The organism is Streptomyces sp. NPDC052114, assembly GCF_040680155.1.
Lineage (GTDB): Bacteria > Actinomycetota > Actinomycetes > Streptomycetales > Streptomycetaceae > Streptomyces.
This window is the reverse complement of record NZ_JBFAWC010000001.1, coordinates 698,704-722,474: the sequence shown is the minus strand read 5'-3', so window position 1 is coordinate 722,474 and position 23,771 is coordinate 698,704. Positions and strand designations below refer to the sequence as shown.

Below are 23,771 nucleotides of genomic sequence, written 5' to 3'. Positions count from 1 at the left end.
CCGCCTAGCCCTTGGTGAGCTCGCCCGCCGAGGGCACCTTGTCCTTGACCTCCGCGCCCGCGCTCTTCCCGGCGTCCTTGACGTCATTGATGATGCCGTCGAAGGAGTTCACGATCGAGTCCGTGCCCTCGCCCTTGCGGAGCTTGGACGGCAGGTCCTTGAGCGCGTCGATGCCGGCGCTCAGCGGCGCCACGGCCTTGGCGAGGGTCGGGTCGCCCTGCGCGTTCTTCAGCGCCGCCTTCAGCCTGTTGTACGTGAACGCGCCCGCCAGGCCCGCCTTGACCAGGGCGAACTTCCGGCCGTCCGCGCCGCTCTTGAACGTGCCCGCGCGGAACGGCTTCACGATCCACTGGTACGTCGCCCCCGCGGCGAGCCCCGCGTTGGCGACGAAGCGGGTCTTGGCGAACTTCTGCTTCTCGGCGGAGCTGGTGCCGCTCGGCGTCGCCGCGCTGTCCTTGTCGTCGTCGTTGCAGGCGGTCGCGCCCACGAGGAGCGTGCAGCACAGCGTGAGGGAGACTCCGGCACGGCGGACGGTTACGGGGCTGGGCACGGCAGCTGCCTCCTGGGGTGAGCGGTCCTCACCGCAGCCTCACCCCGGCCGCCGGGCGCCGCCACCCGGACAGGCCCGTCCGGGTTTCAACCGGCGCGAGCGCGGTACCCGCACTCCATGTCTCCCAGAACCCGGCACACCCGTGGCACCACCGAGGCAGCGAAGATCATCGTGATCGTCGCGGACGTCCTGGCCTTCGTCATCGGCCTGTGGATCCTGATGTACCTGCTGGACGCCAACCGCGCCAACGACCTCGTACGGTTCGTGCACGGCACGGCCCGGTGGCTGGCCGGCTGGTCCCATGACCTGTTCACCTTCGACGACGCCTGGGCGCGGGTCGTCGCGGGCTACGGCCTGGCGGCGGTCGTGTACCTGCTGGTCGGGCACATGGTGGCGGGACGCCTGCGCCGCTACTGAGCCGTTCCGCAGCACTCCGGGTCCAGGCCCGCGGGCAGGCCCTCGCCGGAGAACACCGAGCAGGTCGCCTCGTCGCCGCCGAGGGCCGCCACCGCGAGCAGCAGGGAGCCCGCCGTCCAGGTGGTGAGCTCCTCGGGCCAGACGGCCTCGTCGTCGAAGACGTACCCCGTCCAGTACAGGCCCGACTCCGGGTCGCGCAGGTGCTGGATGGACTGGAGGATCTCCAGCGCGCGGTCGGACTCGCCCGACGCCCACAGGGCCAGGGCGAGTTCGGCGCTCTCGCCGCCGGTGACCCAGGGGTTGGGCACCACGCAGCGCACCCCGAGGCCGGGCACGACGAAGCGGTCCCAGCCCTCCTCGATGCGGGACTTGGCGTCGGCTCCGGTGAGCGCGCCGCCGAGGACCGGGTAGTACCAGTCCATCGAGTAGCGGCCCTTGTCGAGGAAGCGCTCGGGGTGACGGCGGATCGCGTGCCCGAGGGCGCCCGCGGCCAACTCCCAGTCCGGCTGCGGCTCTTCGCGCTGTTCGGCGATGGCGAGCGCGCAGCGCAGCGCCTGGTGGATCGAGGAGGAGCCGGTCAGCAGCGCGTCCGTGACGGCCGCGCCGTCCGCCTCCCGCTTCCAGCCGATCTGCCCGCCCGGCCGCTGGAGCGCGAGGACGAACTCGACGGCGGCCACGACGACCGGCCACATGCGGTCGAGGAAGGCCTCGTCGCCGGTGGCGAGGTAGTGGTGCCAGGCGCCCACGGCGACGTAGGCGCAGAAGTTGGACTCCTTGCCGCGGTCCGTGACGTCGTGGGCGTCCCCGTCGGCGTACGCCGCGTACCAGGAGCCGTCCGGGTTCTGGTGGCGGGCCAGCCAGTCGTAGGCGCGCCCGGCGGCCGCGTGCTCGCCCGCCGCGTCCAGGGCCATGGCGGCCTCGGTGTGGTCCCACGGGTCCAGGTGGTGGCCGCGGAACCACGGGATCGCGCCGTCCGCGCGCTGGACGGCGAGGATGCCCCGTACCGTCGCGGCGGCCTGATCGGCCGTCAGGACGCCGGGCAGGACGAGGTGTTCGGTCCGCTCCGGGCTCGTCACTTGGCGGCCGCCGCGGCGTCGGCGGTGGCGTCGGCCGCGTCCGTCGGCAGGTGCGGCTTCGTCGCGTAGGCCACGAAGCTCTTGCCGACGACGGGGTTGAGCAGCTGCTCGGCGACCCTGGTGGCCAGCGGCTTCTTCATGATGTCCCAGACCAGGAGCTTGTGGTACGCCCGGACCGGCAGCGCCTTGTCGTTGTCGACGCCGAAGGCGCACTTGAGCCACCAGTACGGCGAGTGCAGCGCGTGCGCGTGGTGCGTGCCGTACGGCTTGAGGCCCGACTCCCGCATCTTGGCGAGGAGTTCGTCCGCCTTGTAGATGCGGATATGGCCGCCCTCGACCTCGTGGTACGCGTCGCTCAGCGCCCAGCAGACCTTCTCCGGGCCGTAGCGCGGGACGGTCACCGCGATGCGGCCGCCCGGCTTGAGCACCCGGACCATCTCGGCGAGCACGCCCTTGTCGTCCGGTATGTGCTCCATGACCTCGGAGATGATCACGACGTCGAACGAGGCGTCGGGAAAGGGGAGGTTGAGCGCGTCGCCCTCCATCGCGGTGGCCGTCGCGCCCGCGGGGGCCTCACCCGCCTCCTTCATGGCGGCGAACCACTTGGCGACCTCGCGGATCTCCTCGGCGTTCTGGTCGAGGGCCACCACCTGCGCGCCGCGCCGGTAGCACTCGAAGGCGTGCCGGCCCGCGCCGCAGCCCAGGTCCAGGACGCGGTCGCCTGCGGCGAGCGGGAAGCGGGTGAAGTCGACGGTCAGCACGTGGCCCTGCTTTCGTGGTGAGGTCCTGCAACTTCGGGGGCGGCCTCGGCCGCGGGGAGCGCGTGGCCGCGCGCGACGGCCCGTGCGGCGCCGCGCCCCGCGGAGCCGTCGATCGCCGCGCGGTACAGCTCCGCGGTGCCCTGGGCGGCGCGGGCCCAGGTGAACCTGTCGAGCACCCGGGCCCGCCCGGCCGCGCCGAGCCTGGCCCGCAGCCCGGCGTCGCCGAGCAGCCGCTCCAGGCCGAGGGCCAGCGCCCCCGCGTCGCCCGGCGGCACCGCGAGGCAGGTCTCGCCGTCCGGCCCCGCGACCTCCGGGATCGCGCCGCCGGTGGTCGCGAGCAGCGGCGTACCGGTGGCCATCGCCTCCGCGGCGGGCAGCGAGAACCCCTCGTACAGCGAGGGGACGCAGGCGATCTGGGCCGAGCGGACGAGGTCGACGAGCTCGGCGTCGGTGATGCCCTTGACGAACTCCACGGAGCCCTTGAGGCCGTACCGCTCGATGGCCTGGGCGACCGGGCCGTCCTCGGCGCGCTTGCCGACGACGACGAGGTGGGCGCCGGGGTGCTCGGTGCGCACCTTGGCGAGCGCCTCGACGAGGTGGATCAGGCCCTTGAGCGGTACGTCGGCGCTGGACGTGGTCACGATCCGGCCCGGCACCTCGGCGACGGACGGATCGGGCGAGAAGAGGTCGGTGTCGGCGCCGATGTGGACGACGTCGATGCGGTCCTCGCGCACGCCGAGGTGGTCGACGATCTCCTGGCGGGAGGTGCCGGAGACGGTGAGGACCGAGGGGAGGCGGCGCGCGACGCGCTTCTGCATGCGCGTGAAGGCGTACCAGCGGCGGACGGAGGCGCGGCGCTTCCAGTCGGGCGCGGCGTCCAGCTCCAGCTGCCGGTCGACGGTGATGGGGTGGTGGATGGTGGTGACCAGGGGCGCGCCGAGGTCGCCCAACAGGCCGTAGCCGAGGGTCTGGTTGTCGTGCACGACGTCGAAGTCGCCGCGCCGGGCGCGCAGATGGCGCCGGGCCCGCAGGCTGAACGTGGCGGGCTCGGGGAAGCCGCCGGTCCACATCGTCGCCACTTCGAGGGCGTCGACCCAGTCGCGGTACTCGTCGCGCTTCGGCGTGCGGAAGGGGTCCGGCGAGCGGTAGAGGTCCAGGCTCGGCAGCTCGGTGAGCCTGAGGCCTTCGAGCCCCTCGCCCTCGTCGAGGACGGGGTAGGGCTGCGCGCCGATCACTTCGACGCTGTGGCCGAGGCGGGCCAGCTCGCGCGAGAGATGGCGTACGTACACGCCCTGTCCCCCGCAGAACGGGTTCCCTTTGTACGTGAGGAGAGCGATGCGCAACGGACGGTCGCCGTCGGTGGCGGAGCCCTTGCGGGGGCCCGCTTCCATGGCCTCAGCGGTCACTCTCGGCCCCCTTCTCCCTGCGGTTGTCCGCGAGGTTACGCCGGGACGGTAATCTAGAACAAGTTTCAGACTTGATCGCCGAATGATCGCTGAACAAGCTCTGAATCTACCGGCAGGTAGGCGAGCTGTAAGGCCCGGATCAGGTGATTCGCGCCACGGCGGGCTCCCTGCCATGCTGTGCGATCTCGGGAGGCGTTCGGAGGGGGATCGGATGACAGCGGAAGCCAAGGCGGCGAGCCCGGCGGCGCCACCCCTCACCGAGCGGCAGGAGGCGCGCCGCCGCCGCATCCTGCACGCCAGCGCGCAGCTCGCCAGCAGGGGCGGGTTCGACGCGGTGCAGATGCGGGAGGTGGCCGAGGCCGCCGGGGTCGCCCTCGGCACGCTCTACCGCTACTTCCCCTCCAAGGTCCATCTGCTGGTCGCCACCATGCAGGACCAGCTGCAGCACATGCACACGACGATCAGGAAGCGTCCGCCGGGCGGCGAGACGCCCGCCGAGCGGGTCGCCGAGACGCTGATGCGGGCCTTCAGGGCGCTGCAGCGCGAACCGCACCTGGCGGACGCGATGGTGCGGGCGCTGACGTTCGCGGACCGCTCGGTGAGCCCCGAGGTGGACACGGTCTCGCGGCTGACGACGGCGATCATCCTGGACGCGATGGGTCTGGACCAGCCACCGACGGCGGAGCAGCTGTCCGCGGTGCGGGTGATCGAGCACACCTGGCACTCGGCCCTGATCACCTGGCTTTCCGGGCGGGCGTCGATCGCGCAGGTGAAGATCGACATCGAGACGGTGTGCCGGCTCATCGATCTGACGGCGCAACCGGCGCGGGCGCAGGCGCTCCACCGCAGGTCGTAGCGCTGTCTGCGACATAGGGGGCGCACAAGCGTATGGCAAATGCGCCCCCGGACTCCCCCTTGGCCAGTTCTCAGCGTCACGACGGGGGTACTCACCGCTATGAATGGTCTTCGTGCTTGAACGGAGCAACCGGTCAGCGGGGAGCTGGAGGGGCAGAGCGTGATCCGGGTCCTTCTCGTGCACGACGCCTGTCTACTGCGATTGGCTCTGGCGGAGCGACTCGCCCGTGAGCCGGATCTGGAGGTGTTCCATGCGCCGTGGTCGCACGCCCACGGCCGACAACGCAGCGTACGGCCCGATCTGTGTGTAGTGGATCTCGACGACGAGTCGAGCTACGCGCGTACGCCACTGGCCGAGCTGACCGGGCCGTCGGCGCACGGCAGGGCCTGCCGGGTCCTGGTGCTCGCCACCTCGAACCGGCCAGGGCTGCTGCGGCGGGCCGCGGAGGCGGACGCGCTCGGCTACGTGGACAAGGCGAGCCCGCCCGAGCGGCTGCTCGCCGGGATCAGGCAGGTGGCCGCGGGCCAGCGGTACGTCGACGACTCGCTGGGCTTCGGCTTCCTCAAGGCATCCCAGATGCCGCTCACCCGGAGGGAGTTGAGCGTTCTCTCACTCGCCGCGAGGGGCGCGTCGATCGCCGAGATCGCGCACAGCCTCCATCTGTCCAACGGAACGGTGCGCAACTACATGGCCGCGATCACCCGGAAGACCGGGGCGCGGAACAGGATCGACGCCATACGGATCTCGCAGGGCGAGGGCTGGGTGTGAGCCGCCTCCCGGCCCGACCCGGTCGGCGCCGTCGCCGCTCGCGCCGTTGAGATCCCGGTAGAGCGGCGAACGCTCCATCAGCTCGTCGTGCCGGCCGCACAGGGCGTGCGTCCCGTCCATCACCAGGACGCGGCCGGCCCGGCGGGCGGAGCTGACCCGGTGGGCGATCACCACGAGGGTGCCGCCCGGGCGGGCCGCGAAGGCCCGCTCGGCGCGGGCCTCCGCGACCGGGTCCAGATGGCAGGTCGCCTCGTCGAGGATCGCGAGCGGGGCGGTGGCGAGGAAGGCGCGGGTGAGGGCGATCAACTGCCGCTCACCGGCCGAGAGTTCACCGGGTACGACCGGTGCGTCCAGGCCGCCGAGCCGCTGAAGGAGCGGGGTGAGGCCGACGGCCTCGGCCGCCGCGAGCACGTCCTTGTCCGGTACGGGGTCCGCCCGCAGATGCCGCAGGTTGTCGCCGAGCGAGGCGCTGAAGACGTACGCCTCCTGAGGTATCAGCACACGTCGCGCCACGGCCCCCGCCTCCCGCACGCCCCTTCCGTCGACCCGCGCCTCCCCCGCGTCGGGCTCCAGCACCCCGGCGACGATCGCCGCCAGGGTCGACTTGCCGATGCCGCTGGGCCCCACGACGGCGAGGTGCTCCCCTCGCTCGACGGTGAGCCCCAGCTCCTTCAGGACGGGTTCGGCGTGGGGGCCGTAGGCGAAGGTGAGGCGGGAGAGGTGGAGGGCGGGCGGTGGCCCGGCCGTGGGCAGGGCGTCCCGTTCGGGGGCCGGGGCGGCGTCCCGCGCGGCCGGGGGGCCGTCCCAGCTCACGCGGCGCAGGACGATCGCCAGGCGGGCGCCGCTCGTGCCGAGGCCGTGGACCAGGTTGTGGAGGGCGGGGAGCAGGGCCTGGGTGACGTAGGCGATCGCGCCGACCAGGGCGCCCGGGGTGACGCCCCGGTCGAGCAGCCAGGGAGCCGTGACGAGGAGGAGGACCAGCGGGAGCTGGCCGCCCGTCGTGAGGGCCGCCGTGCGCATCAGGCCCCAGCGGGCCAGCGAGGCCGCCGCCGCGTACTCCGCCGCCACCCCGCGCTCCAGGTCCTTCGCCACGTCCTCTTCCGCGCCCGCCGCCGCGACGTCCCTGAGCCCCGGGCAGACCAGGCCGAGCCGGGCCGCGAGCTCCTCGTCCGCGACCAGGAACCGCTCCTGGCGCCGGGCCAGCGGGCGCAGCGATCCCGCGAACAGCGCGATGCCCGCGAGCAGCGGCGGCGCGACCACCAGGAGGAGGAGCGGGTCCAGGGAGAACAGACCGGCCAGCGCGCCCACCGCGGTGAACACGAAGGAGCGGGAGACCATGATCAGGCCCGCGAAGGTGTCCCTGGCGATCTCGACCTGCTGGGTGAGCCGCGACACGGCACCGCCGTCCGGCTCCCGCAGCCCCCGCCCGACGACCTGCCGCACCAGGCTGTCCCGCAGCGGCTCCACCAGGTCGGCGACCGCGCGGTACACCCGCCCCGTCCCGTACGCCGCGACGACCACGCCGAGCGCCGCCGCGCCCAGCCACCCGAGCCCGGTCGTCCGGTCGCCCTTGAGGAACCCGTCGTCCAGGGCCCGCGCGAGGGCGTACCCGGTGAGGAAGGTCTGTCCGGTCTCCAGGACCGACCAGAGTGCCAGCCGCACGACGACCGGCCACCTGCACCGCAGGAACCGGACGCCCCTGCGGTACGGGCCGCGCGGGCCCTCTCGGTCCGCACCGCGCGGGCCCTCTCGGCGCGGCCGCTGGGCAATCGTCGCGCTCACGCGCCGAACACCTCCCGGTATTCCGGGCGTTCCCACAGCTCCGCGTGCGTGCCCACCGCCCGGATCCGGCCCTCGTGCAGCCAGGCCACCGCGTCCGCGCGGGCCGCCGTCGCCGCGCGGTGGGCGATGATCAGGCGGCTGCGGTGCGGGGTGTGGCGCAGCAGCGCTTCGGCGATGTGGTGTTCGGTCACCGTGTCCAGGCTGGACATCGCGTCGTCCAGGACGAGCAGCCGCCCGCCTCGCGCGAAGGCCCTTGCCAGGCCCAGGCGTTGGGACTCGCCGCCCGAGAGCGGCGCCTCGGCGCAGGGGGTGGCGTAGCCGTCGGGCAGGCGGGTGATGAACGGGTCGGCGCGGGCGGCGCGGGCCGCCTCGCGAACGCGGGAGGGGGCGGGCCGCGGCGCGCCGAAGCCGATCGTGTCCGCCAGGGTCGTACCGAGCAGCGCGGGCCGCTCGAAGGCGTACCCGACCTCGCGGCGCAGTTCCGCGCGCCCGAGCGAGCGCAGCGGCACCCCGTCCAGGCACACCTCCCCCTCGTCGGGGTCGGCGAGCCGTCCCGCGAGCGCCGCGAGCAACGACTTGCCGGCGCCGGAGCGGCCGACCACTGCGAGCGTGCCGCCCGCGGGCACCGTGAGATCGACGCCGTCGAGCACGGCGCGTCCGCCGCGGACCGCCTTGACGCCGCGCAGCTCCAACCGGCCTCCGGTGGAGGGGAGTTCCGCGTCGCCGTACGTCGTCACCGGCTCCGCGAGCACCTCCTCGAGGCGGCGCGCCGCGGCCCTCGCCCGCACCAGGCCGCTCAACTGCCCGACCAGCATGCCGATTCCGGTGGCGAGCACCGCGTACCGCGACGCGGCCAGCAGGTCGCCCACCGTGATGCCGTGCCCGAGCAGCAGCAGGCCCGCCACGGCGGCGACCGCGATCTGCAGGAGCGGCGCGAGGGCGACGGCCTGCGCCTGGGAGCGGCCCTGGACCCGCCACATCCGGTGCCCCTGGCGGGCGAGTTCGGGCAGCGGCGCGAGGACGCGCGCCGCCTCCTTGTCCTCGGTGTGCGCGGCGGCGATGGTCCTGGCCCCGCCGATCGCCTCGCCGAAGCGGCCCGCGATGTCCCCTTGGACGCGCTGGTAGCGGGCCACGCAGTCGGAGGACACGCGGACGAACGTCCGCAGGAGCAGGACGAGGACGGGCGCCCCGAGGAGGAACACCGCGGCGAGCCGCCAGTCGATCAGGACGAGGGCCATCACGGCGCCGACGGGGGTGACCAGGGCGGCGAGCAGCGAGGCGAAGGTGGCGGGCGCGATGCCCGCGTGGGCGGCGTTGTCGACGAGCCGTGCCACCAGGTCGCCGTGGGCGAAGCGCGCGGTGGCGCGCGGCCCGACGCCGAGCACGTGGCGGGTGACGCGCCCGCGCAGCCAGGCCGTGGCGCGGGCGTTGGTGGTGCCGGTGAGGACGCCGTCGACGGCGTCGAACAGGGCGCTCGCGCCGATCAGTGCGGCGCATGCGACGAGCCAGCGGGTGGCGTCGCCGCCGTCGCCGGTGGCGTGGCCGGTGAGGACGGCGTCCAGGGCGCGACCGATCGCCAGCGGCAGGAGCAGGCCCGCGCCCGCGCCCGCCAGGGCGCACAGCGCCAGGGCCGCGCAGCGGGCGGCGCTGTGGCGGGTCGCGCCGGGCAGCAGACCGGCGTCGGCGGTGGGTCGGTGCGGGCGGGGAGTCGTCGTCGCCATGGGCTCCAGGTCCTCGTCGTCTGCGCCCCGGATGACGGCCGGCCCGGGCGGGCCTCAGGTGAGGCGCCGCCCGGGCCTTCGATGCCGTGCCGTCAGGCGCGGCTACACGTCAGCGACGTCGAATGTCAGAGACAGAGAACGATGCTCGCGTCGCTCCAGCACAGGAGCAGGCTCGCGTTGCTGCCGCCACCGCCGCCACCGGTGATCTCGTCGGATTCCATGCTCTGCAGGTCGAGAAGCGCCATGGTCGTGCCTTTCTCTTCGGGGAGTTGATCTTTCGAAGGGTTGTGTCACGACCCCGCTGCGTGGCGGGACCGGCTCTGGGGCCGCCTCAGGGGCGGCAGGAAGGGGACGTGCGCCCGGCCGTCGCCGAGCGCGCCGGAGAGCGCGAGGAGACAGCCGGCCGTCCCGGTGTTGAGGTCCATGGAGAGACGCAGCATCTGGTGTCCGGGGAAGGCCAGCTGACCGTCGTAGGCCATGGAGAACCAGCCGAGTGCCTCGATCTGCGCGGCGACGTCCTCGGGCGTGACGTCCGGCGTGGTGCTGCGGTTGACGTGCAGCAGCAGGCCCGCCCGCCCCTGGAAGAGGCCGGGCTGGACGCAGAAGCGGGAGCGGGCGGCGGCCAGGATGCCCGGCCGCGCCGCCTCGAACGCGGCGTCGTCGCGGTGCGCGAGGTAGTCGTCGAGGACCATGCCGATGCCGACGCTGCCGTCACCGAGGTAGGGCATGGTGCGCCAGCCCTCGTCGACGGCGAGGCTGCCGTCCCGCGGCTGGGTCACGCACTGCGCGAGGTCCGCGCGCAGGGCCTGTGCCGCCAGGTCGAGGTGGGCCGGGTCGCCGTGCCGCTCGTACAGCCGCAGGAAGAACAGGGCGGGTCCGGTGGAGCCGTGCAGCAGCCCGGCGCGGCGCCTGCCGCCCTTGCGCGGCCCGCTGTCGGCGGTGATCCGCTCGGCGAGCAACTCGGCTGCCAGCAGCGCGTGCTGGGCCAGGGATTCCTCGCCGCTGCGGTGCGCGAGGTCGTCGAGGACGAGGCCGAGGCCGGCGAGGCCGCCGAACAGGTCGGAGGGGAGCCGCTCCCACTTCTCCTGGAGGACGAGGTCCGTCAGGTCCAGGGCGCGGGTGCGGTGGCCGAGCCGGTCGAGCACGTGGGCGACGCCCGCGAGACCGTCGTACAGGCCGAGGGGCGTGCCCACCGGGGCGGGTTCGATGTGCTTGAGGAGCCAGCGCTCGCCCTCTTCGTAGCGTTCGCCGCCGGCCTCGGCGAGGGCGAGCAGCACGCCGGCCGCGCCGTGCGCGAGGCCGAGGCCGCCGCCGTCGCCGAACTGCGCGATGTCGCCGGGGAAGAGGCGGTCGTCGCGCTCGGGGGTGGCCGAGGCCAGGACGGCCCGGACCATCGAGTCCCGGCTGCGGGGCCAGTCGGCGGGGTCGACCAGGGATGTGGCCGCCCCCGCCGAGCGGGTGGCGCCGGCCCTGCCCCCCTCCAGGGTTTCCTGCTCTCCCACCCCGAGGACCGGCGCCCGCTCGCCCCCGTCCGCCGGGGAGTCCGTGCCGCGCTGGATCTCCGCCACGGCCTCGTCGAGGAACTCCCGCGGTACGTCGGGGAATTCGGCGGCGATGACCTCTGCGCAGTGCGCGGCCTTGCCCCGGTCGACCGAGAGCAGGGTGGTGATCGGCAGGAAGAGCGCGAGCCGCAGACAGGCCAGGGCGTAGCGGTCGACGTCGACGCCGGTGCGGTCCGGCGGCGCGAGGAAGCCGGGGTGGGCGACGATCTGGCGTCCCGCCTCGCCGACGGGCGCGGCGGCCTCGAAGTCGAGGAGCGCCACGGACTGCTCGTCGGGCGCGACCATGATGTTGAACAGGTGCAGGTCGTTGAAGACGACGCCCCGCTCGTGCACGGCGGCGACGGCCTCCTCGACGGCGCGGTGCACGCGCAGCGCCCAGGCGGTGTACGTGGCGATGGCGGCGGGGTCCGGCTCGCTCGTGCAGAGCGGATGCCGGTGCGCGAAGAAGGAGTTGAGGGTCGAGCCCTCCAGGAAGTCCATGACGAGGAAGCGGTGCTCGCCGAGGAGGAACCAGTCGCGGACCTCGGGGGCGACGCCGAGTCCGGAGAGCTTCTCCAGGGCGTCCCGCTCGCGTTCGAGGCGGGCCACGGCGTCGGCGCCGTCGGCGGCGAGACCGGCGTGCGGGCGGCCCTCCTTGAGGACGACCTTGCGGCCGTCGCGGGTGTCGGTGCCGGCGTAGACCCCGCCGCCGTTGGAGAAGTGCAGGGCCTTCTCAATGCGGTACGGCAGGTCGGTGACGGTCGTCGTGTTGCGCGCCGCGAGCTCCGGTTCGAGGAAGGCGGGCAGCGTCACCCAGGAGGGGACCTTGAAGGCGGGCTCGCGCGGGTCGGGCACGAGGTTGCCGGCGTCGTCCTCGATGGCGGGCACGAGCGTGCCCTTGCCGTTGTCGCACATGCGCCGGGTGAACGCCCCGTACCTGACGTACAGGGGGCCCTGGCGCCAGCGCAGGTCGGTGAGGATGTACGGCCCCTCGAAGCCTTCGAGGAGGTCACCCAACTCGCTGAGGATCTCGTGCAGTTGGTTCTCGTCGGCCGGGTAGACGGTGACGGCCTTGCCGCTGGTGTCGCGCCCCGCGTACTTGCTGTTGCGCAGGTGCAGCAGGTGGCGGGCCGGCACGAACTTGAAGGGGACGGCGCGCGGTACGCAGTAGTCCCGGACGATCTCCGTGACGCGTGCCGCGTTGTCCAGGGTGGCGGAGACGTGGATCTTCCAGCCCTGCTGGGGCGCGGGCAGCGGGGCCCCGGCGTCGTCCACCGGCACGAAGGAGAGCCAGTCGCCGAAGCGTCCCGAGCGCCAGCCGTCGGGAAGGGGGCGCCCGGTGACGGGGAACTCGGAGGTGCCGGCGCCCGCGGCACCCGCGGACGACAGCCGGTCCGGGGTCTCGTAGAAATGTCTGTCGGCCAGACAGTAGACCTCGTACCGCTTGTCCATGGCGTCCCCTCTCCGCTCGGCGTGGCAGAGAGATTTCCAGGGGACGGACGGGCACAACAGTCACGAGTGTCACCGGACCACCGTGCGGTACGCATGCGTCAAGTCCCGTTCGCCCCTGTTCGAGTACGCGGGCCGGCCACGGGCCGTGCACAGGACGGCGCCCGCGCCACGTCCTCGCGGACGGGACGCGGGCGTCCGGGCGGAAGCTAGTCCTCCGGCGGGAACACGACCTCCCCGCTGTCGGCCAGCGTGATCGTGATCGCCTCGACGGGACAGCCCTCGGCGGCCTCCAGGACCTTCTCGTTGGCGTCGGTCTCCGGTGCGGTGGGGTGCGACTGGCGGGCGGTGTCCAGCGTGAATCCGCCGGGCGCGGTGAGCACGCACATCCCCGAGCCGATGCAGACCGAGCGGTCGACCTCGACGTGCCAGCGGTCTCCCATCAGGCACCGCCTCCTTCGTATCCGGCGGGCAGGTGGATCATCTTGTGCTCCAGGTACGCGCCGTACCCCTCGGGCCCGAACTCCCTGCCGAGGCCGGAGTTCTTGTAGCCGCCGAAGGGGCCGAGCATGTCGAGGCTGAAGGTGTTCACGGAGTACGTCCCCGTGCGTACCTGCCGTGCGACGTCGATGCCGCGCTCGACGTCGGCCGTCCAGACGCTGCCGCTGAGTCCGTAGTCGGAGTCGTTGGCGATCCGCACGGCCTCGCTCTCGTCGCCGTACGACATAAGGCAGATGACGGGTCCGAAGATCTCCTCACGGGCGATGCGCATCGAGTTGTCGACGCCGCCGAAGAGGGTCGGCTCGACGTACCAGCCCTGGTCGAGACCGGCCGGACGGCCGCCGCCCGCGAGGATCTTGGCGCCCTCCTCCTGGCCGATGCGGATGTAGTCGAGGGAGCGCTGCTGCTGGCGGCGGGCGACGAGCGGGCCGAGTTCGGTGGCCGGGTCCAGGGGGTCGCCGACCTTGAGCGCGCCGGCCGCGGCGGCGAAGGCCTCGGCGAACTCGTCGTAGCGGGTGCGGGGCACGAGGATGCGGGTCTGGGCCACGCACGCCTGGCCGTTGATCATCCAGGCGAAGGGCGTGATGCCCGCGACGGCGGTCGCGGTGTCGGCGTCCGGCAGGATCACGGCGGCGGACTTGCCGCCGAGTTCCAGGGTCACGCGCGTCAGATTGCGGGCCGCGACCTCCATGACGCGCTTGCCCGCGGCGACGGAACCGGTGAAGGAGATCTTGTCGACGCCGGGGTGCCCGACGAGGTACTCGCTGACCTCGCGGTCGGCGGAGATGATCGAGAGCACGCCCTCGGGCAGCCCGGCATCGGCGGCCAGTTCCGCCAGGATGTACGCGTCGAGGGGCGCCTCCGGCGAGGTCTTGAGGATCACCGGGCAGCCCGCGAGCAGGGCGGGCGCGAGCTTGGCCGCGGCGGTGAACTGCGGGACGTTCCACGGCACGACGGCCGCGACGACGCCCACCGGCTCGCGGCGCACGAGGAGTTTGCCGAGGACGCCGTCCCGCCGCTCCTCGTACGTGAAGTCGCGGGCGACCGTGATCGCCGCGTCCCACGCCATCATCGCGGCGAGGGCCTGCACCATCACGCTGGAGGTGTAGGGGGTGCCGTTCTCGGAGCTGATGACGCGGGCGATCTCCTCGTGGCGCACCGCGAACCCGTCCTTGATCCGCGTGACGACCTCGATCCGCTCGTCCAGGGTCATCCGGGGCCAGGGGCCGTCGTCGAAGGCCTTGCGCGCGGTGGCGACGGCGCGGTCCACGTCGGCCGGAGCCGCGTGCGGCACACGGGCGAAGACCTTTCCGGTGTGCGGGGAGACGACGTCGATGACGCCCTTGCCGAGCGGGTCCACCAACTCCCCGCCGATGAACAGCTGTCCGTGTTCCACGAGCTCGGTCATGGCTGACTGCCTCCTGCGGAGCGCTTCCTGACACCGTTTCAGAACTGATACCAGTTCTACTTGGAGGAGTCCACGGGCGGAACGGGCAACTCACGTGCCGGTCGGTCGACTTGGGCTACTAATGGAACTAGTTCTAGTTATAGTGGCGGCACACGGCGGCGGGACACGGCAACAGGAGACGAGGGCCCATGACCCAGCTGAGCGGCACCCGGCCGGACGGGCCGCCCGTGGTCGACCACGGCGGCGGCGTCCGGAGCATCAAGGTCCCCATCCCCGACAACCCCCTCGGCTTCACCCTCGTCCACCTCCTGGACACCGACGCGGGCCCCGTCCTCATCGACACCGGCTGGGACGACCCGACGTCCTGGGACACCCTCACCGCCGGACTCGCCGCGTGCGGCACGGCGGTCGGGGACGTCCACGGCGTGGTCATCACCCACCACCACCCCGACCACCACGGCCTCTCCGCGAAGGTCCGCGAGGCGTCCGGGGCGTGGATCGCCATGCACGAGGCCGACGCCTCGGTGGTGCGCCGCACCCGCTCCAACCCGCCGGACCGCTGGTACGCGTACATGGTCGACAAGCTCGCCGCCGCCGGCGCCCCCGCCGACCACCTCGCCCCGCTGGTCCGCGCCCGCGACGAGGGCCGCCCGCGCAAGCTCCCCGGCCTGCGCCCCGCCCTGCCCGACCGCGGCATCACCCCCGGCGAGCTGCTCGCCCTGCCCGGCCGCCGCCTGCGCGCCATCTGGACGCCCGGCCACACCCCCGGCCACGTCTGCCTGCACCTGGAGGAGGACCACCCGGCCGCCCTGCGGGGCAACGGCCGCCTCTTCTCCGGCGACCACCTGCTGCCCGGCATCACGCCGCACATCGGCCTCTATGAGGACCCCGACGACGACACCGTCACCGACCCCCTCGGCGACTACCTCGCCTCCCTGGAACGCGTCGGCCGCCTGGCCCCCGCCGAGGTCCTCCCCGCCCACCAGCACACCTTCACCGACGCCCCCGCCCGCGTCCGCGAACTCCTCGCCCACCACGAGGACCGCCTCACCGACCTCCTCGCCCTCCTGGCCACCCCCCTCACCCCCTGGCAGCTCGCCGCCCGCATGGAGTGGAACCGCCCCTGGTCCGAGATCCCCTACGGCTCCCGCAACATCGCGGTCTCGGAGGCGGAGGCCCACGTACGCCGTCTGGTGAAGCTGGGCCGGGCCGAGGCGGTGGCGGGCAGCGACCCGATGACGTACGCGGCGGTATGACGGCACGGTGCGAGGAGGCGGGCGAGGAGGTGACGGCGCGGGCCGGTCCTCGCGCAGGCCGGTAGAGTGAGCCCGTCGTCCTCACGCCCGTACAGGGGGAAGCCGGTGCGAATCCGGCGCCGCCCCTTCCCCACGCTCTCGGCTCCGCTCGAGCAGGGGAGACCCCATTCCGTGAACCGCCTCGTCGTGGTGGGCCGGAATGCCCGGTGCGGGCGTGACCGGCTCGCTTCACCGGGACCCCGGTGAGCGGCACCGTCGAGGTATACGGAGCCGGAGCCGCCCGGAAGCCGTGCTCGCAACGGTCCGTGCCGCCCCGCTCCCCGCAGGGAGAGGCAACCCGCCGCATCATGAACGTTCGCCGCAGCGCAGCGGTCCTGGCCGCCGTCGCCGTGTGGGGCACGGCCGCCGCACCGGCCGCCTTCGCGGACGACGCCTCGCCGTCGCCCTCGACCGCGTTCCCCTCGGGTCTGTACGGCAAGACCGACCCCAAGTTCGACGGGGTCTTCCGGCAGTCGTACGCCCTGCTCGCCCAGGACACCGTGGGCGTGAAGCCCGCCGGGAAGGCCGTGGACTGGCTGGCCGGGCAGCAGTGCGCGAGCGGCGGCTTCGCGGCGTACCGCGCGGACGCGAGCGAGCCGTGCGACTCCAAGACCGCCGTCGACAGCAACTCCACCGCCGCCGCCGTGCAGGCCCTCGCCGCGCTCGGCGGCCAGGACAAGACGGTCCAGAAGGGCGTCGACTGGCTGAAGTCCGTGCAGAACACGGACGGCGGCTGGGGCTACAGCCCGGGCCTGCCCACCGACGCGAACTCCACCGGGATCGTCGTCGGCGCGCTCGCCGCGGCCGGGAAGAACCCCGCAAGCGTGAAGTCCCAGGACGGCAAGTCCGCGTTCGACGCGCTGCCGAAGCTGGCCCTGGACTGCGACAAGGACGGCGGCGCCTTCGGTCTCGCCGACGCCAAGACGAAGAAGCTCAACCCGGACGCGGACGCCACCGCGGCCGGGGTGCTCGGCAGCCTCGGCAAGGGGCTCGTGGTGAGCCCCGCCAAGAAGGCGGAGGACGCCGCGCCCAAGTGCGCGAAGCCGGACACCGCCTCGCAGGCCGCGAGCAACGGCACGGGCTACCTCCTGAAGACGCTCGGCGACCACGACGACCACCTGATCGCCGCCACCGACATGCCGGACCTGGGCAACACCGCGGACTCCGTGCTCGCCCTCGCCGCCGCCGGGCAGCAGGAGCAGGCCGAGAAGTCCGCCGAGTGGCTCGCGAAGAACTCCGCGGACTGGGCCGAGAAGGCCGGTCCCGCCGCGTACGCGCAGCTGATCTTCGCGGCCCACGCGGCGGGCATGGACCCGCGCGACTTCGGCGGCGCCGACCTCGTGAAGCAGCTGGGCGCCACCGGCCCGGCGCCCGAGAGCGCCTCGAAGTCGCCGTCCGCGTCGGACGAGGACAAGAAGAAGGACGAGGACGGCGGCGTCAGCCTCTGGTGGATCATCGGCGTCGGCGCGGTCGCCGGCATCGGCATCGGCTTCCTGATCAGCGGCAACCGCAAGAAGCAGCAGCTGTGACGCGGAGCCGGACCCGGGTGACGCGGACGGCGCGCGGCCGTGCGGGGCGCGGGCGCCTCGCGGTCGTCGCGTCGCTCGCCGCCCTGCTCGGCGTCCTCGCCGCCGTGCCCGCCCAGGCCGCCGGCTACCGCTACTGGTCGTTCTGGGACCGGGACGGTGCCACCTGGACGTACGCGAGCCAGGGCCCCGGCACCGCGCGCCCCGAGGACGGCGACGTGCAGGGCTTCCGCTTCTCCGTGTCCGAGGACTCCAACGACTCCGCGAAGCCGCGCGGCCCCGCGGACTTCGACGACATCTGCCGCGACACTCCCGCCAAGGACGGCCGCAAGCGGATCGCGCTGGTCATCGACTTCGGTCTGCCCAAGGACGCGCCCCGGGGCGAGCGGCCGCCCGCGCCGAGGCGCGCCTGCGCGCAGGTCGCCGAGGACGCCACCAGCGCGGACGCCCTCGCCTCGGTCGCCGAGCCGCTGCGCTACGACAGCAGCGCGCTGCTGTGCGCCATCGCCGACTACCCGAAGTCCGGCTGCGGCGATCAGGTCTCCGGCGACGGCACCGCCAACGCCGAGGCGACCGGCAAGGCGCGGGCCGACCAGGACGGCGGCTCCGACAGCGGGCCCTCGGTCGGGCTGATCGCGGGGATCGCCGCCGTCGTGGTGCTCGGCGGCGCCGCGTTCTGGCAGGCCCGGCGCCGCCGCGGCTGAGCAGGCGGCGGACACGGACGGCACGATGAAGGACCACGGCAGCGCCGCGCCCGGCGGCGGTCTCCTGCGGCGCCACCGGGCGCCCGAGGCGCACCGGAGCAACGCCCTGCACCCCGGCGCCTGGTGGCTCTGGGCGCTCGGGCTCGGCACCGCGGCGTCGCGGACGACCAATCCGCTGCTGATCGGGCTGCTGATCGGCGTCGCGGGCTATGTGGTGGCGGCGCGGCGCACGAACGCGCCGTGGGCGAAGTCGTACGGCGCGTTCGTGAAGCTCGGCCTCGTCGTGATCGGCATCCGGCTCGTCTTCGCGGTCGTCCTCGGCTCGCCGATCCCGGGCACGCACGTCCTGGTGACGCTGCCCGAGGTGCCGCTGCCCGACTGGGCAAGGGGCGTGCGGATCGGCGGCCGGGTCACGGCGGAGGGCCTGCTCTTCGCGCTCTACGACGGGATCAGGCTGGCGGGCCTGCTGATCTGCGTCGGCGCCGCGAACGCGCTGGCCAGCCCGGCGCGGCTGCTCAAGTCGCTGCCGGGCGCGCTGTACGAGGTGGGCGTCGCCGTCGTCGTGGCGATGACCTTCGCGCCGAACCTCATCACCGACGTCCAGCGGCTGCGCGCCGCGCGCCGGCTGCGCGGGCGGCCCGACCGGGGGCTGCGCGGGCTGCTCCAGGTGGGGCTGCCGGTCCTGGAGGGCGCGCTGGAGCGGTCGGTCGCGCTGGCCGCCGCGATGGACGCGCGCGGCTTCGGGCGCACCCGCGCCGTGCCCGCCCCGGTGCGCAGGGCCACGGCGGTACTGACGCTCGGCGGTCTGATCGGCGTCTGCGTGGGGGCGTACGGACTGCTGACCGCGCAGGGCACCGCGTACGGGCTGCCCGTCCTGGCCGCGGGGCTGCTCGCGTCGCTCGCCGGGCTGCGGCTCGGCGGCCGCCGCTCCCTGCGCACCCGCTACCGGCCCGACCCGTGGGGCGTGCGCGCCTGGCTGGTCGCCGGGTCGGGCATCGCGGTCGCGGGGCTGACGATCTGGGCCGCCTCGTACGACTCCGCCGCCCTGCACCCCGGCGTCGTGCCGCTGATCGCGCCGGCGCTCCCGCTGTGGCCCGCGCTCGCGGTGCTGATCGGGCTGCTGCCGGCCTTCGTCGCGCCGGTGCCGCCCGCCGCGTCGGCGCCCGTGCGCGCGGGCGGCCGCGCCGCCGCCGACCCCGCGCCGCCCGAGGACCCGCTCCCCTCGGCCCGGCGCTCGCCCGCCGCCTGGCGCACCGGCGCCCCCGTACCCGCCGAGTCCGCACCCTCCGTACCCCCCGAGGAGACGTCATGATCCGCTTCGAGGACGTCTCGGTGACCTACGAGGGGGCGCCGGGCCCCACCGTCCGCGGGGTCGACCTGACCGTTCCCGAGGGCGAGCTGGTGCTGCTCGTCGGCCCTTCCGGCGTCGGCAAGTCGACGCTGCTCGGCACGGTGAGCGGCCTCGTGCCGCACTTCACCGGCGGCACCCTGCGCGGCCGGGTGACCGTCGCAGGCCGCGACACCCGCACCCACAAGCCCCGCGAGCTCGCCGACGTGGTCGGCACGGTGGGCCAGGACCCGCTCGCGCACTTCGTCACCGACACGGTCGAGGACGAGCTGGCCTACGGCATGGAGTCCCTCGGCCTCGCCCCGGACGTGATGCGCCGCCGCGTCGAGGAGACCCTCGACCTGCTCGGCCTCGCCGAGCTGCGCGACCGCCCGATCGCCACCCTGTCGGGCGGCCAGCAGCAGCGCGTCGCGATCGGCTCGGTCCTCACCCCGCACCCCGAGGTGCTGGTCCTCGACGAGCCGACGTCCGCGCTCGACCCGGCCGCCGCCGAGGAGGTCCTCGCCGTGCTCCAGCGGCTCGTGCACGACCTGGGCACGACGGTCCTGATGGCCGAGCACCGCCTGGAGCGGGTCGTGCAGTACGCGGACCAGGTGCTGCTGCTCGGGGCGCCGGGCGAGGCTCCGGTGCTCGGCGACCCCGCCGCGCTGATGGCCCGCTCCCCCGTCTTCCCGCCGGTCGTCGCGCTCGGCAGGCTGGCCGGCTGGTCGCCGCTGCCGCTGACCGTGCGGGACGCGCGGCGCCGGGCGGGCGCGCTGCGGGAGCGGCTCGCGGGGGCGGTGCCCGCGCGGGAGCCGGCGGCCGTGCCGCCCGCCGCGTCCGGGCCCGAGGAGTCCCGGGGCGCGCTGGTCGAGCGGCTGGCCGTGCGGCGCGGGCGCGTGGAGGCGCTGCGCCGCGTCGACCTCGTGGTCGTGCCCGGCGAGACCGTCGCGCTGATGGGCCGCAACGGCGCCGGGAAGTCCACGCTCCTGTCCACCCTGGTCGGGCTCATCGAACCCACCTCCGGCGCGGTCCGCGTGGGCGGCGCGGTCCCCCACCGCACGGCGCCCCGGCAGCTGATCCGGCACGTGGGCCTGGTCCCGCAGGAACCGCGCGACCTGCTGTACGCGGACACCGTGGCCGCCGAGTGCGCGGCGGCCGACCGGGACGCGGGGGCGGCGGACGGCGCGTGCCGTGCGCTGGTGAGCGAGCTGCTGCCGGGGATCGCGGACGACACGCACCCCCGTGACCTCTCCGAGGGCCAGCGTCTCGCGCTCGCCCTGGCGATCGTCCTGACGGCCCGCCCTCCGCTGCTGCTCCTGGACGAGCCCACGCGCGGCCTGGACTACGCGGCCAAGGCCCGCCTGGTCACGATCCTGCGGGGGCTGGCCGCCGAGGGGCACGCGATCGTGCTGGCCACGCACGACGTGGAGCTGGCCGCCGAGATCGCGCACCGCGTGGTGATCCTCGCGGACGGCGAGGTCGTGGCGGACGGGCCGACCGAGGAGATCGTGGTGTCGTCGCCGTCCTTCGCGCCGCAGGTCACCAAGGTCCTGGCGCCGCGGGAGTGGCTGACGGTGGCGCAGGTGCGCCGGGCGCTGGACGCCTTTGGGGAGGACCTCGCGTGAGCGCCGCACCGAAGGCGCAGGCGCAGGCCCGCCCCATCCGGCTCGGGCGCCGCTCGATCGCCGCGCTCGCCCTGGTCGGCGCGGTGGGCGTGATCGCCTTCGGGTGGCCGCTGCTGGCGAGCGGGAACTCGGGGCTCGGCGCGCACGCGCAGGACGCGCCCTGGCTGTTCGCGGCGCTGCTGCCGCTGCTGCTCGCCGTGGTGGTGGCGACGATCGCGGACGTCGGCCTGGACGCGAAGGCCATCGCGATGCTCGGGGTGCTCGCCGCGGCCGGGGCCGCGCTGCGCCCGCTGGGCGCGGGCACGGCGGGCATCGAGCCGATGTTCTTCCTGATGGTGCTGAGCGGGCGGGTGCTCGGTCCCGGCTTCGGGTTCGTGCTCGGCGCGGTGTCGATGTTCGCGTCGGCGCTGCTGACCGGGGGCGTCGGGCCGTGGATGCCGTTCCAGATGCTGTCGATGGGCTGGGTCTGCATGGGCGCGGGGCTGCTGCCGGGGCCCCACACCCTGCGCGGGCGGCGCGAGCTGTGGATGCTCGCGGCGTACGGGGCCGTCTCCTCCGTCCTGTACGGCACGGTCATGAACCTCCAGGGCTGGCCCTACCTGGGCGGTCTCGCCACCGGTGTCTCCTTCGTGCCGGGCGACCCGCTGGCGGACAACCTCGGCAGGTTCGTCGCGTACTGCCTGGCCACCTCGCTCGGCTGGGACCTGCCGCGCGCCGTCGTCACGGTCGTGCTGGGCCTCGCGCTCGGTCCTGCGGTCCTGAAGGCGCTGCGGCGGGCCACGCGCCGCGCCGCGTTCGAGGCGCCGGTCACATTCGAGGCGCCGAAGCCGTAGGGGACCGGCCGCGCTCCGTTACATGGAGGCCCCGCGGCCGTGAGGCGGCCCACAGGACTTTGGTCCTCTACGAAGCGGGGCCGTAGTCGACTCCCCTTGATGTACACGCATCAATCACGGCGCTGACCTGCGGATTGAGAGCCACGTCATACGACGGACATTCGGCGCGGGTGCGACTTCCACTAGTAAATGGGGTCATTGCGGCGACGTAACAGCCCTGCTTCTCTGGACGAGTCGCACGGCGCCGACGAGCCCACCCGGGCCTCGGCGCCGCCGCATGTCCCCCACGGATCCCCCGCGGTCCACGGCATGCCCGCGACGGTCCCGTCCCCCACCGGAAGGTCCTCTGTGTCCGCCTCGCTCCTCCGCCGCATCGCTTCCCCGAAGAAGGCCCTCACCGGCGGCCTCGTCGCCGTCGCCGCCTCCGGCATGGTCTTCGCCGCGGCCCCCGCTCAGGCAGCCACCCCGACCGCCGCGAAGGCCGCCCCGGCCGCTGCTCCCGCCGCCGCCCCCGCGTCCGCCCAGTCGATCGCCAAGCAGCTGATCCCGGATGCGGCGCAGTACCAGGCCTTCAGCAACATCGTGTCCCACGAGAGCGGCTGGAACCACACCGCCACGAACTCCTCGTCCGGCGCCTACGGCCTGGTCCAGGCGCTGCCGGGCTCGAAGATGGCCTCGGCGGGCTCGGACTGGAAGACGAACCCCGCGACCCAGATCAAGTGGGGCCTGAACTACATGAACGAGCGCTACGGCAGCCCGGTCGGCGCGTGGAACTTCTGGCAGGCCAACGGCTGGTACTGAGCCGCCGCCTCCCGCCACCGAAAGGGGCGGCAACCCTCATCACGGGGTTGCCGCCCCTTTCGCGCGGCGCCCCAGGGGCGCGCCGGAGCCCTACAGCCGCTGGATGATCGTCCCCGTCGCCACCGCGCCGCCCGCGCACATCGTGATGAGCGCGAACTCCTTGTCCCTGCGCTCCAGTTCGTGCAGGGCCGTCGTGATCAGGCGGGCACCCGTCGCGCCCACGGGGTGCCCGAGGGCGATCGCCCCGCCGTTCACGTTCACCTTCTCCAGGTCCTGGCCGAAGACCTGCGCCCAGCTCAGCACCACCGACGCGAAGGCCTCGTTGATCTCCACGACGTCGATGTCCTTCAGCGACATCCCGGCCTTGCCGAGCACCGCGCGCGTCGCGTCGATCGGACCGTCCAGGTGGTAGTGCGGGTCGGCGCCCACCAGCGCCTGCGCGACGATCCGCGCGCGCGGCTTCAGCTTCAGCGCCCGCGCCATCCGCTTGGACGCCCACATGATGGCCGCCGCGCCGTCCGAGATCTGCGAGGAGTTGCCGGCCGTGTGCACGGCCGTCGGCATGACCGGCTTGAGGCCGCCGAGCGCCTCCATCGAGGTGTCGCGCAGCCCCTCGTCCCGGTCGACGAGCCGCCACATGCCCTGCCCGCCCGCCTGCTCCTCCTCCGTGGTGGGCACCTGCACGGCGAACGTCTCGCGTTTGAAGCGCTCCTCGGCCCACGCGGTCGCCGCCCGCTCCTGCGAGATCAGGCCCAGCGAGTCGACGTTCTCCCGGGTCAACTCCCGCCTGCGCGCGATGCGTTCGGCCGCCTCGAACTGGTTGGGCAGGTCGACGTTCCACTCCTCGGGGAAGGGCTTGCCGGGACCGTGTTTGGAGCCCGAGCCCAGCGGCACCCGCGACATGGCCTCGACGCCGCAGCTGATGCCGACGTCGATGACGCCGGCCGCGACCATGTTGGCGACCATGTGACTGGCCTGCTGCGAGGAGCCGCACTGGCAGTCCACGGTGGTGGCCGCGGTCTCGTAGGGCAGGCCCATGGTGAGCCAGGCCGTGCGCGCCGGGTTCATGGACTGCTCCCCGGCGTGCGTCACCGTGCCGCCGACGATCTGCTCGACGCAGTCGGCGTGGATGCCGGTGCGGCCGAGGAGTTCGCGGTAGGTCTCGCCGAGCAGATAGGCCGGATGGAGATTGGCGAGCGCGCCCCCGCGCTTGCCGATGGGGGTGCGTACGGCTTCGACGATGACAGGTTCCGCGGCCATGGGCTCGTCCTCTCCCTCCACGTCCCGCGAGCCGTCCCGGCGGCTCGCGAGTGGAACTAGTACGCGTTCTAGTTCTGTCCAGCAGTCTGCTGAGCGGAGCCCCGGCGCCGCAAGGGTCTTGCACGCACCTTGCGCAGGACCCGCACGAAGAGCGCGGCGAA

Annotated in this window: 20 protein-coding genes and 1 pseudogene; 10 read left to right on the top strand and 11 right to left on the bottom strand. The window is 73.9% G+C overall.

Annotated features, from left to right (window positions below):
• Positions 1-4 precede the first annotated feature (4 nt).
• Positions 5-550: a hypothetical protein gene (locus tag AB0L89_RS03050; protein ID WP_365133254.1), complete on the bottom strand. Its 546-nt coding sequence runs from the start codon at positions 548-550 to the stop codon at positions 5-7.
• A 117-nt stretch (positions 551-667) separates the two neighbouring features.
• On the opposite strand from AB0L89_RS03050, the gene AB0L89_RS03045 reads away from it, so the two are divergent.
• Entirely contained in the window at positions 668-967 is a 300-nt protein-coding gene (locus AB0L89_RS03045) for a hypothetical protein (protein ID WP_365133251.1), read from the top strand.
• Here the strand turns inward: AB0L89_RS03045 and AB0L89_RS03040 are convergent.
• The 3 genes from AB0L89_RS03040 to AB0L89_RS03030 are packed head-to-tail and all read right to left on the bottom strand — an operon-like array spanning position 961 to position 4,210.
• Positions 961-2,043: a prenyltransferase gene (locus AB0L89_RS03040; RefSeq protein WP_365133248.1), complete on the bottom strand. Its 1,083-nt coding sequence runs from the start codon at positions 2,041-2,043 to the stop codon at positions 961-963. The two genes, AB0L89_RS03045 and AB0L89_RS03040, sit on opposite strands and share 7 nt — an antisense overlap.
• On the bottom strand, positions 2,040-2,804 hold the full coding sequence (locus AB0L89_RS03035; protein ID WP_365133245.1) for a class I SAM-dependent methyltransferase: 765 nt from the start codon (positions 2,802-2,804) through the stop codon (positions 2,040-2,042). The genes AB0L89_RS03040 and AB0L89_RS03035 overlap by 4 nt, the downstream gene beginning before the upstream one ends.
• A complete protein-coding gene (locus tag AB0L89_RS03030) occupies positions 2,798-4,210 on the bottom strand; it encodes a glycosyltransferase family 4 protein (RefSeq protein ID WP_365133242.1) in 1,413 nt (470 codons plus the stop codon). The genes AB0L89_RS03035 and AB0L89_RS03030 overlap by 7 nt, the downstream gene beginning before the upstream one ends.
• Positions 4,211-4,421: 211 nt before the next feature.
• Between AB0L89_RS03030 and AB0L89_RS03025 the strand changes: the two genes are divergently transcribed.
• Together AB0L89_RS03025 and AB0L89_RS03020 are read left to right on the top strand one after the other, a co-directional pair.
• Positions 4,422-5,066, top strand: coding sequence for a TetR family transcriptional regulator (locus AB0L89_RS03025; RefSeq protein WP_365133239.1), 645 nt, complete (start codon positions 4,422-4,424; stop codon positions 5,064-5,066).
• 159 nt (positions 5,067-5,225) lie between these two features.
• Complete coding sequence (locus tag AB0L89_RS03020) at positions 5,226-5,834, top strand: response regulator transcription factor (RefSeq protein ID WP_365133236.1); 609 nt, start codon at positions 5,226-5,228, stop codon at positions 5,832-5,834.
• A gap of 255 nt (positions 5,835-6,089) precedes the next feature.
• Here AB0L89_RS03020 and AB0L89_RS03015 read toward each other — a convergent pair.
• From AB0L89_RS03015 to AB0L89_RS02990, 6 genes and pseudogenes are all read right to left on the bottom strand, one after another.
• Positions 6,090-6,854: pseudogene (locus tag AB0L89_RS03015) on the bottom strand (ABC transporter ATP-binding protein); the annotation flags it as partial.
• 758 nt (positions 6,855-7,612) lie between these two features.
• On the bottom strand, positions 7,613-9,337 hold the full coding sequence (locus AB0L89_RS03010; protein ID WP_365133233.1) for an ABC transporter ATP-binding protein: 1,725 nt from the start codon (positions 9,335-9,337) through the stop codon (positions 7,613-7,615).
• 125 nt (positions 9,338-9,462) lie between these two features.
• Positions 9,463-9,582, bottom strand: a complete 120-nt coding sequence (locus tag AB0L89_RS03005) for a SapB/AmfS family lanthipeptide (RefSeq protein WP_365133231.1) — start codon at positions 9,580-9,582, stop codon at positions 9,463-9,465.
• A gap of 45 nt (positions 9,583-9,627) precedes the next feature.
• Positions 9,628-12,330, bottom strand: coding sequence for a class III lanthionine synthetase LanKC (lanKC, locus tag AB0L89_RS03000; RefSeq protein ID WP_365133228.1), 2,703 nt, complete (start codon positions 12,328-12,330; stop codon positions 9,628-9,630).
• Positions 12,331-12,536: 206 nt separating this feature from the next.
• Positions 12,537-12,770, bottom strand: coding sequence for a ferredoxin (locus tag AB0L89_RS02995; protein ID WP_069885516.1), 234 nt, complete (start codon positions 12,768-12,770; stop codon positions 12,537-12,539).
• Positions 12,770-14,236 (bottom strand): aldehyde dehydrogenase, encoded by a 1,467-nt coding sequence (locus AB0L89_RS02990; RefSeq protein WP_365133224.1) that lies wholly within the window; start codon positions 14,234-14,236, stop codon positions 12,770-12,772. Before AB0L89_RS02990 ends, AB0L89_RS02995 begins: the two co-directional genes overlap by 1 nt.
• Positions 14,237-14,424: 188 nt before the next feature.
• Here AB0L89_RS02990 and AB0L89_RS02985 point away from each other — a divergent pair, with 188 nt between their 5' ends.
• The 7 genes from AB0L89_RS02985 (at position 14,425) to AB0L89_RS02955 (ending at position 22,350) form a co-directional block, all read left to right on the top strand.
• Positions 14,425-15,492, top strand: coding sequence for an MBL fold metallo-hydrolase (locus tag AB0L89_RS02985; RefSeq protein ID WP_365133221.1), 1,068 nt, complete (start codon positions 14,425-14,427; stop codon positions 15,490-15,492).
• Between the two features lie 347 nt (positions 15,493-15,839).
• Entirely contained in the window at positions 15,840-17,060 is a 1,221-nt protein-coding gene (locus AB0L89_RS02980; RefSeq protein WP_365133218.1) for a prenyltransferase/squalene oxidase repeat-containing protein, read from the top strand.
• Between the two features lie 17 nt (positions 17,061-17,077).
• Positions 17,078-17,761, top strand: coding sequence for an SCO2322 family protein (locus AB0L89_RS02975; RefSeq protein ID WP_365133977.1), 684 nt, complete (start codon positions 17,078-17,080; stop codon positions 17,759-17,761).
• Between the two features lie 25 nt (positions 17,762-17,786).
• Positions 17,787-19,073, top strand: coding sequence for an energy-coupling factor transporter transmembrane protein EcfT (locus AB0L89_RS02970; protein WP_365133216.1), 1,287 nt, complete (start codon positions 17,787-17,789; stop codon positions 19,071-19,073).
• Positions 19,070-20,716 carry an ATP-binding cassette domain-containing protein gene (locus tag AB0L89_RS02965; protein ID WP_365133213.1) on the top strand — a complete coding sequence of 549 codons (1,647 nt, stop codon included), beginning with the start codon at positions 19,070-19,072 and terminating at the stop codon, positions 20,714-20,716. The genes AB0L89_RS02970 and AB0L89_RS02965 overlap by 4 nt, the downstream gene beginning before the upstream one ends.
• Complete coding sequence (locus AB0L89_RS02960) at positions 20,713-21,549, top strand: ECF transporter S component (protein WP_365133210.1); 837 nt, start codon at positions 20,713-20,715, stop codon at positions 21,547-21,549. Before AB0L89_RS02965 ends, AB0L89_RS02960 begins: the two co-directional genes overlap by 4 nt.
• 309 nt (positions 21,550-21,858) lie before the next feature.
• Positions 21,859-22,350, top strand: a complete 492-nt coding sequence (locus AB0L89_RS02955; RefSeq protein ID WP_365133207.1) for a transglycosylase SLT domain-containing protein — start codon at positions 21,859-21,861, stop codon at positions 22,348-22,350.
• Between the two features lie 90 nt (positions 22,351-22,440).
• Here AB0L89_RS02955 and AB0L89_RS02950 read toward each other — a convergent pair whose 3' ends face one another.
• Positions 22,441-23,610, bottom strand: a complete 1,170-nt coding sequence (locus AB0L89_RS02950) for a steroid 3-ketoacyl-CoA thiolase (RefSeq protein WP_365133204.1) — start codon at positions 23,608-23,610, stop codon at positions 22,441-22,443.
• Positions 23,611-23,771 lie beyond the last annotated feature (161 nt).

Coding starts and splice junctions, on each gene's coding strand:
- lanKC (WP_365133228.1), bottom strand. CDS start 12,330: ATGGACAAGCGGTACGAGGTCTACTGTCTGGCCGACAGACATTTCTAC.
- AB0L89_RS02955 (WP_365133207.1), top strand. CDS start 21,859: ATGCCCGCGACGGTCCCGTCCCCCACCGGAAGGTCCTCTGTGTCCGCC.
- AB0L89_RS02985 (WP_365133221.1), top strand. CDS start 14,425: ATGACCCAGCTGAGCGGCACCCGGCCGGACGGGCCGCCCGTGGTCGAC.
- AB0L89_RS02950 (WP_365133204.1), bottom strand. CDS start 23,610: ATGGCCGCGGAACCTGTCATCGTCGAAGCCGTACGCACCCCCATCGGC.
- AB0L89_RS02965 (WP_365133213.1), top strand. CDS start 19,070: ATGATCCGCTTCGAGGACGTCTCGGTGACCTACGAGGGGGCGCCGGGC.
- AB0L89_RS03005 (WP_365133231.1), bottom strand. CDS start 9,582: ATGGCGCTTCTCGACCTGCAGAGCATGGAATCCGACGAGATCACCGGT.
- AB0L89_RS03010 (WP_365133233.1), bottom strand. CDS start 9,337: ATGGCGACGACGACTCCCCGCCCGCACCGACCCACCGCCGACGCCGGT.
- AB0L89_RS03045 (WP_365133251.1), top strand. CDS start 668: ATGTCTCCCAGAACCCGGCACACCCGTGGCACCACCGAGGCAGCGAAG.
- AB0L89_RS02995 (WP_069885516.1), bottom strand. CDS start 12,770: ATGGGAGACCGCTGGCACGTCGAGGTCGACCGCTCGGTCTGCATCGGC.
- AB0L89_RS03025 (WP_365133239.1), top strand. CDS start 4,422: ATGACAGCGGAAGCCAAGGCGGCGAGCCCGGCGGCGCCACCCCTCACC.
- AB0L89_RS02990 (WP_365133224.1), bottom strand. CDS start 14,236: ATGACCGAGCTCGTGGAACACGGACAGCTGTTCATCGGCGGGGAGTTG.
- AB0L89_RS02980 (WP_365133218.1), top strand. CDS start 15,840: ATGAACGTTCGCCGCAGCGCAGCGGTCCTGGCCGCCGTCGCCGTGTGG.
- AB0L89_RS02970 (WP_365133216.1), top strand. CDS start 17,787: ATGAAGGACCACGGCAGCGCCGCGCCCGGCGGCGGTCTCCTGCGGCGC.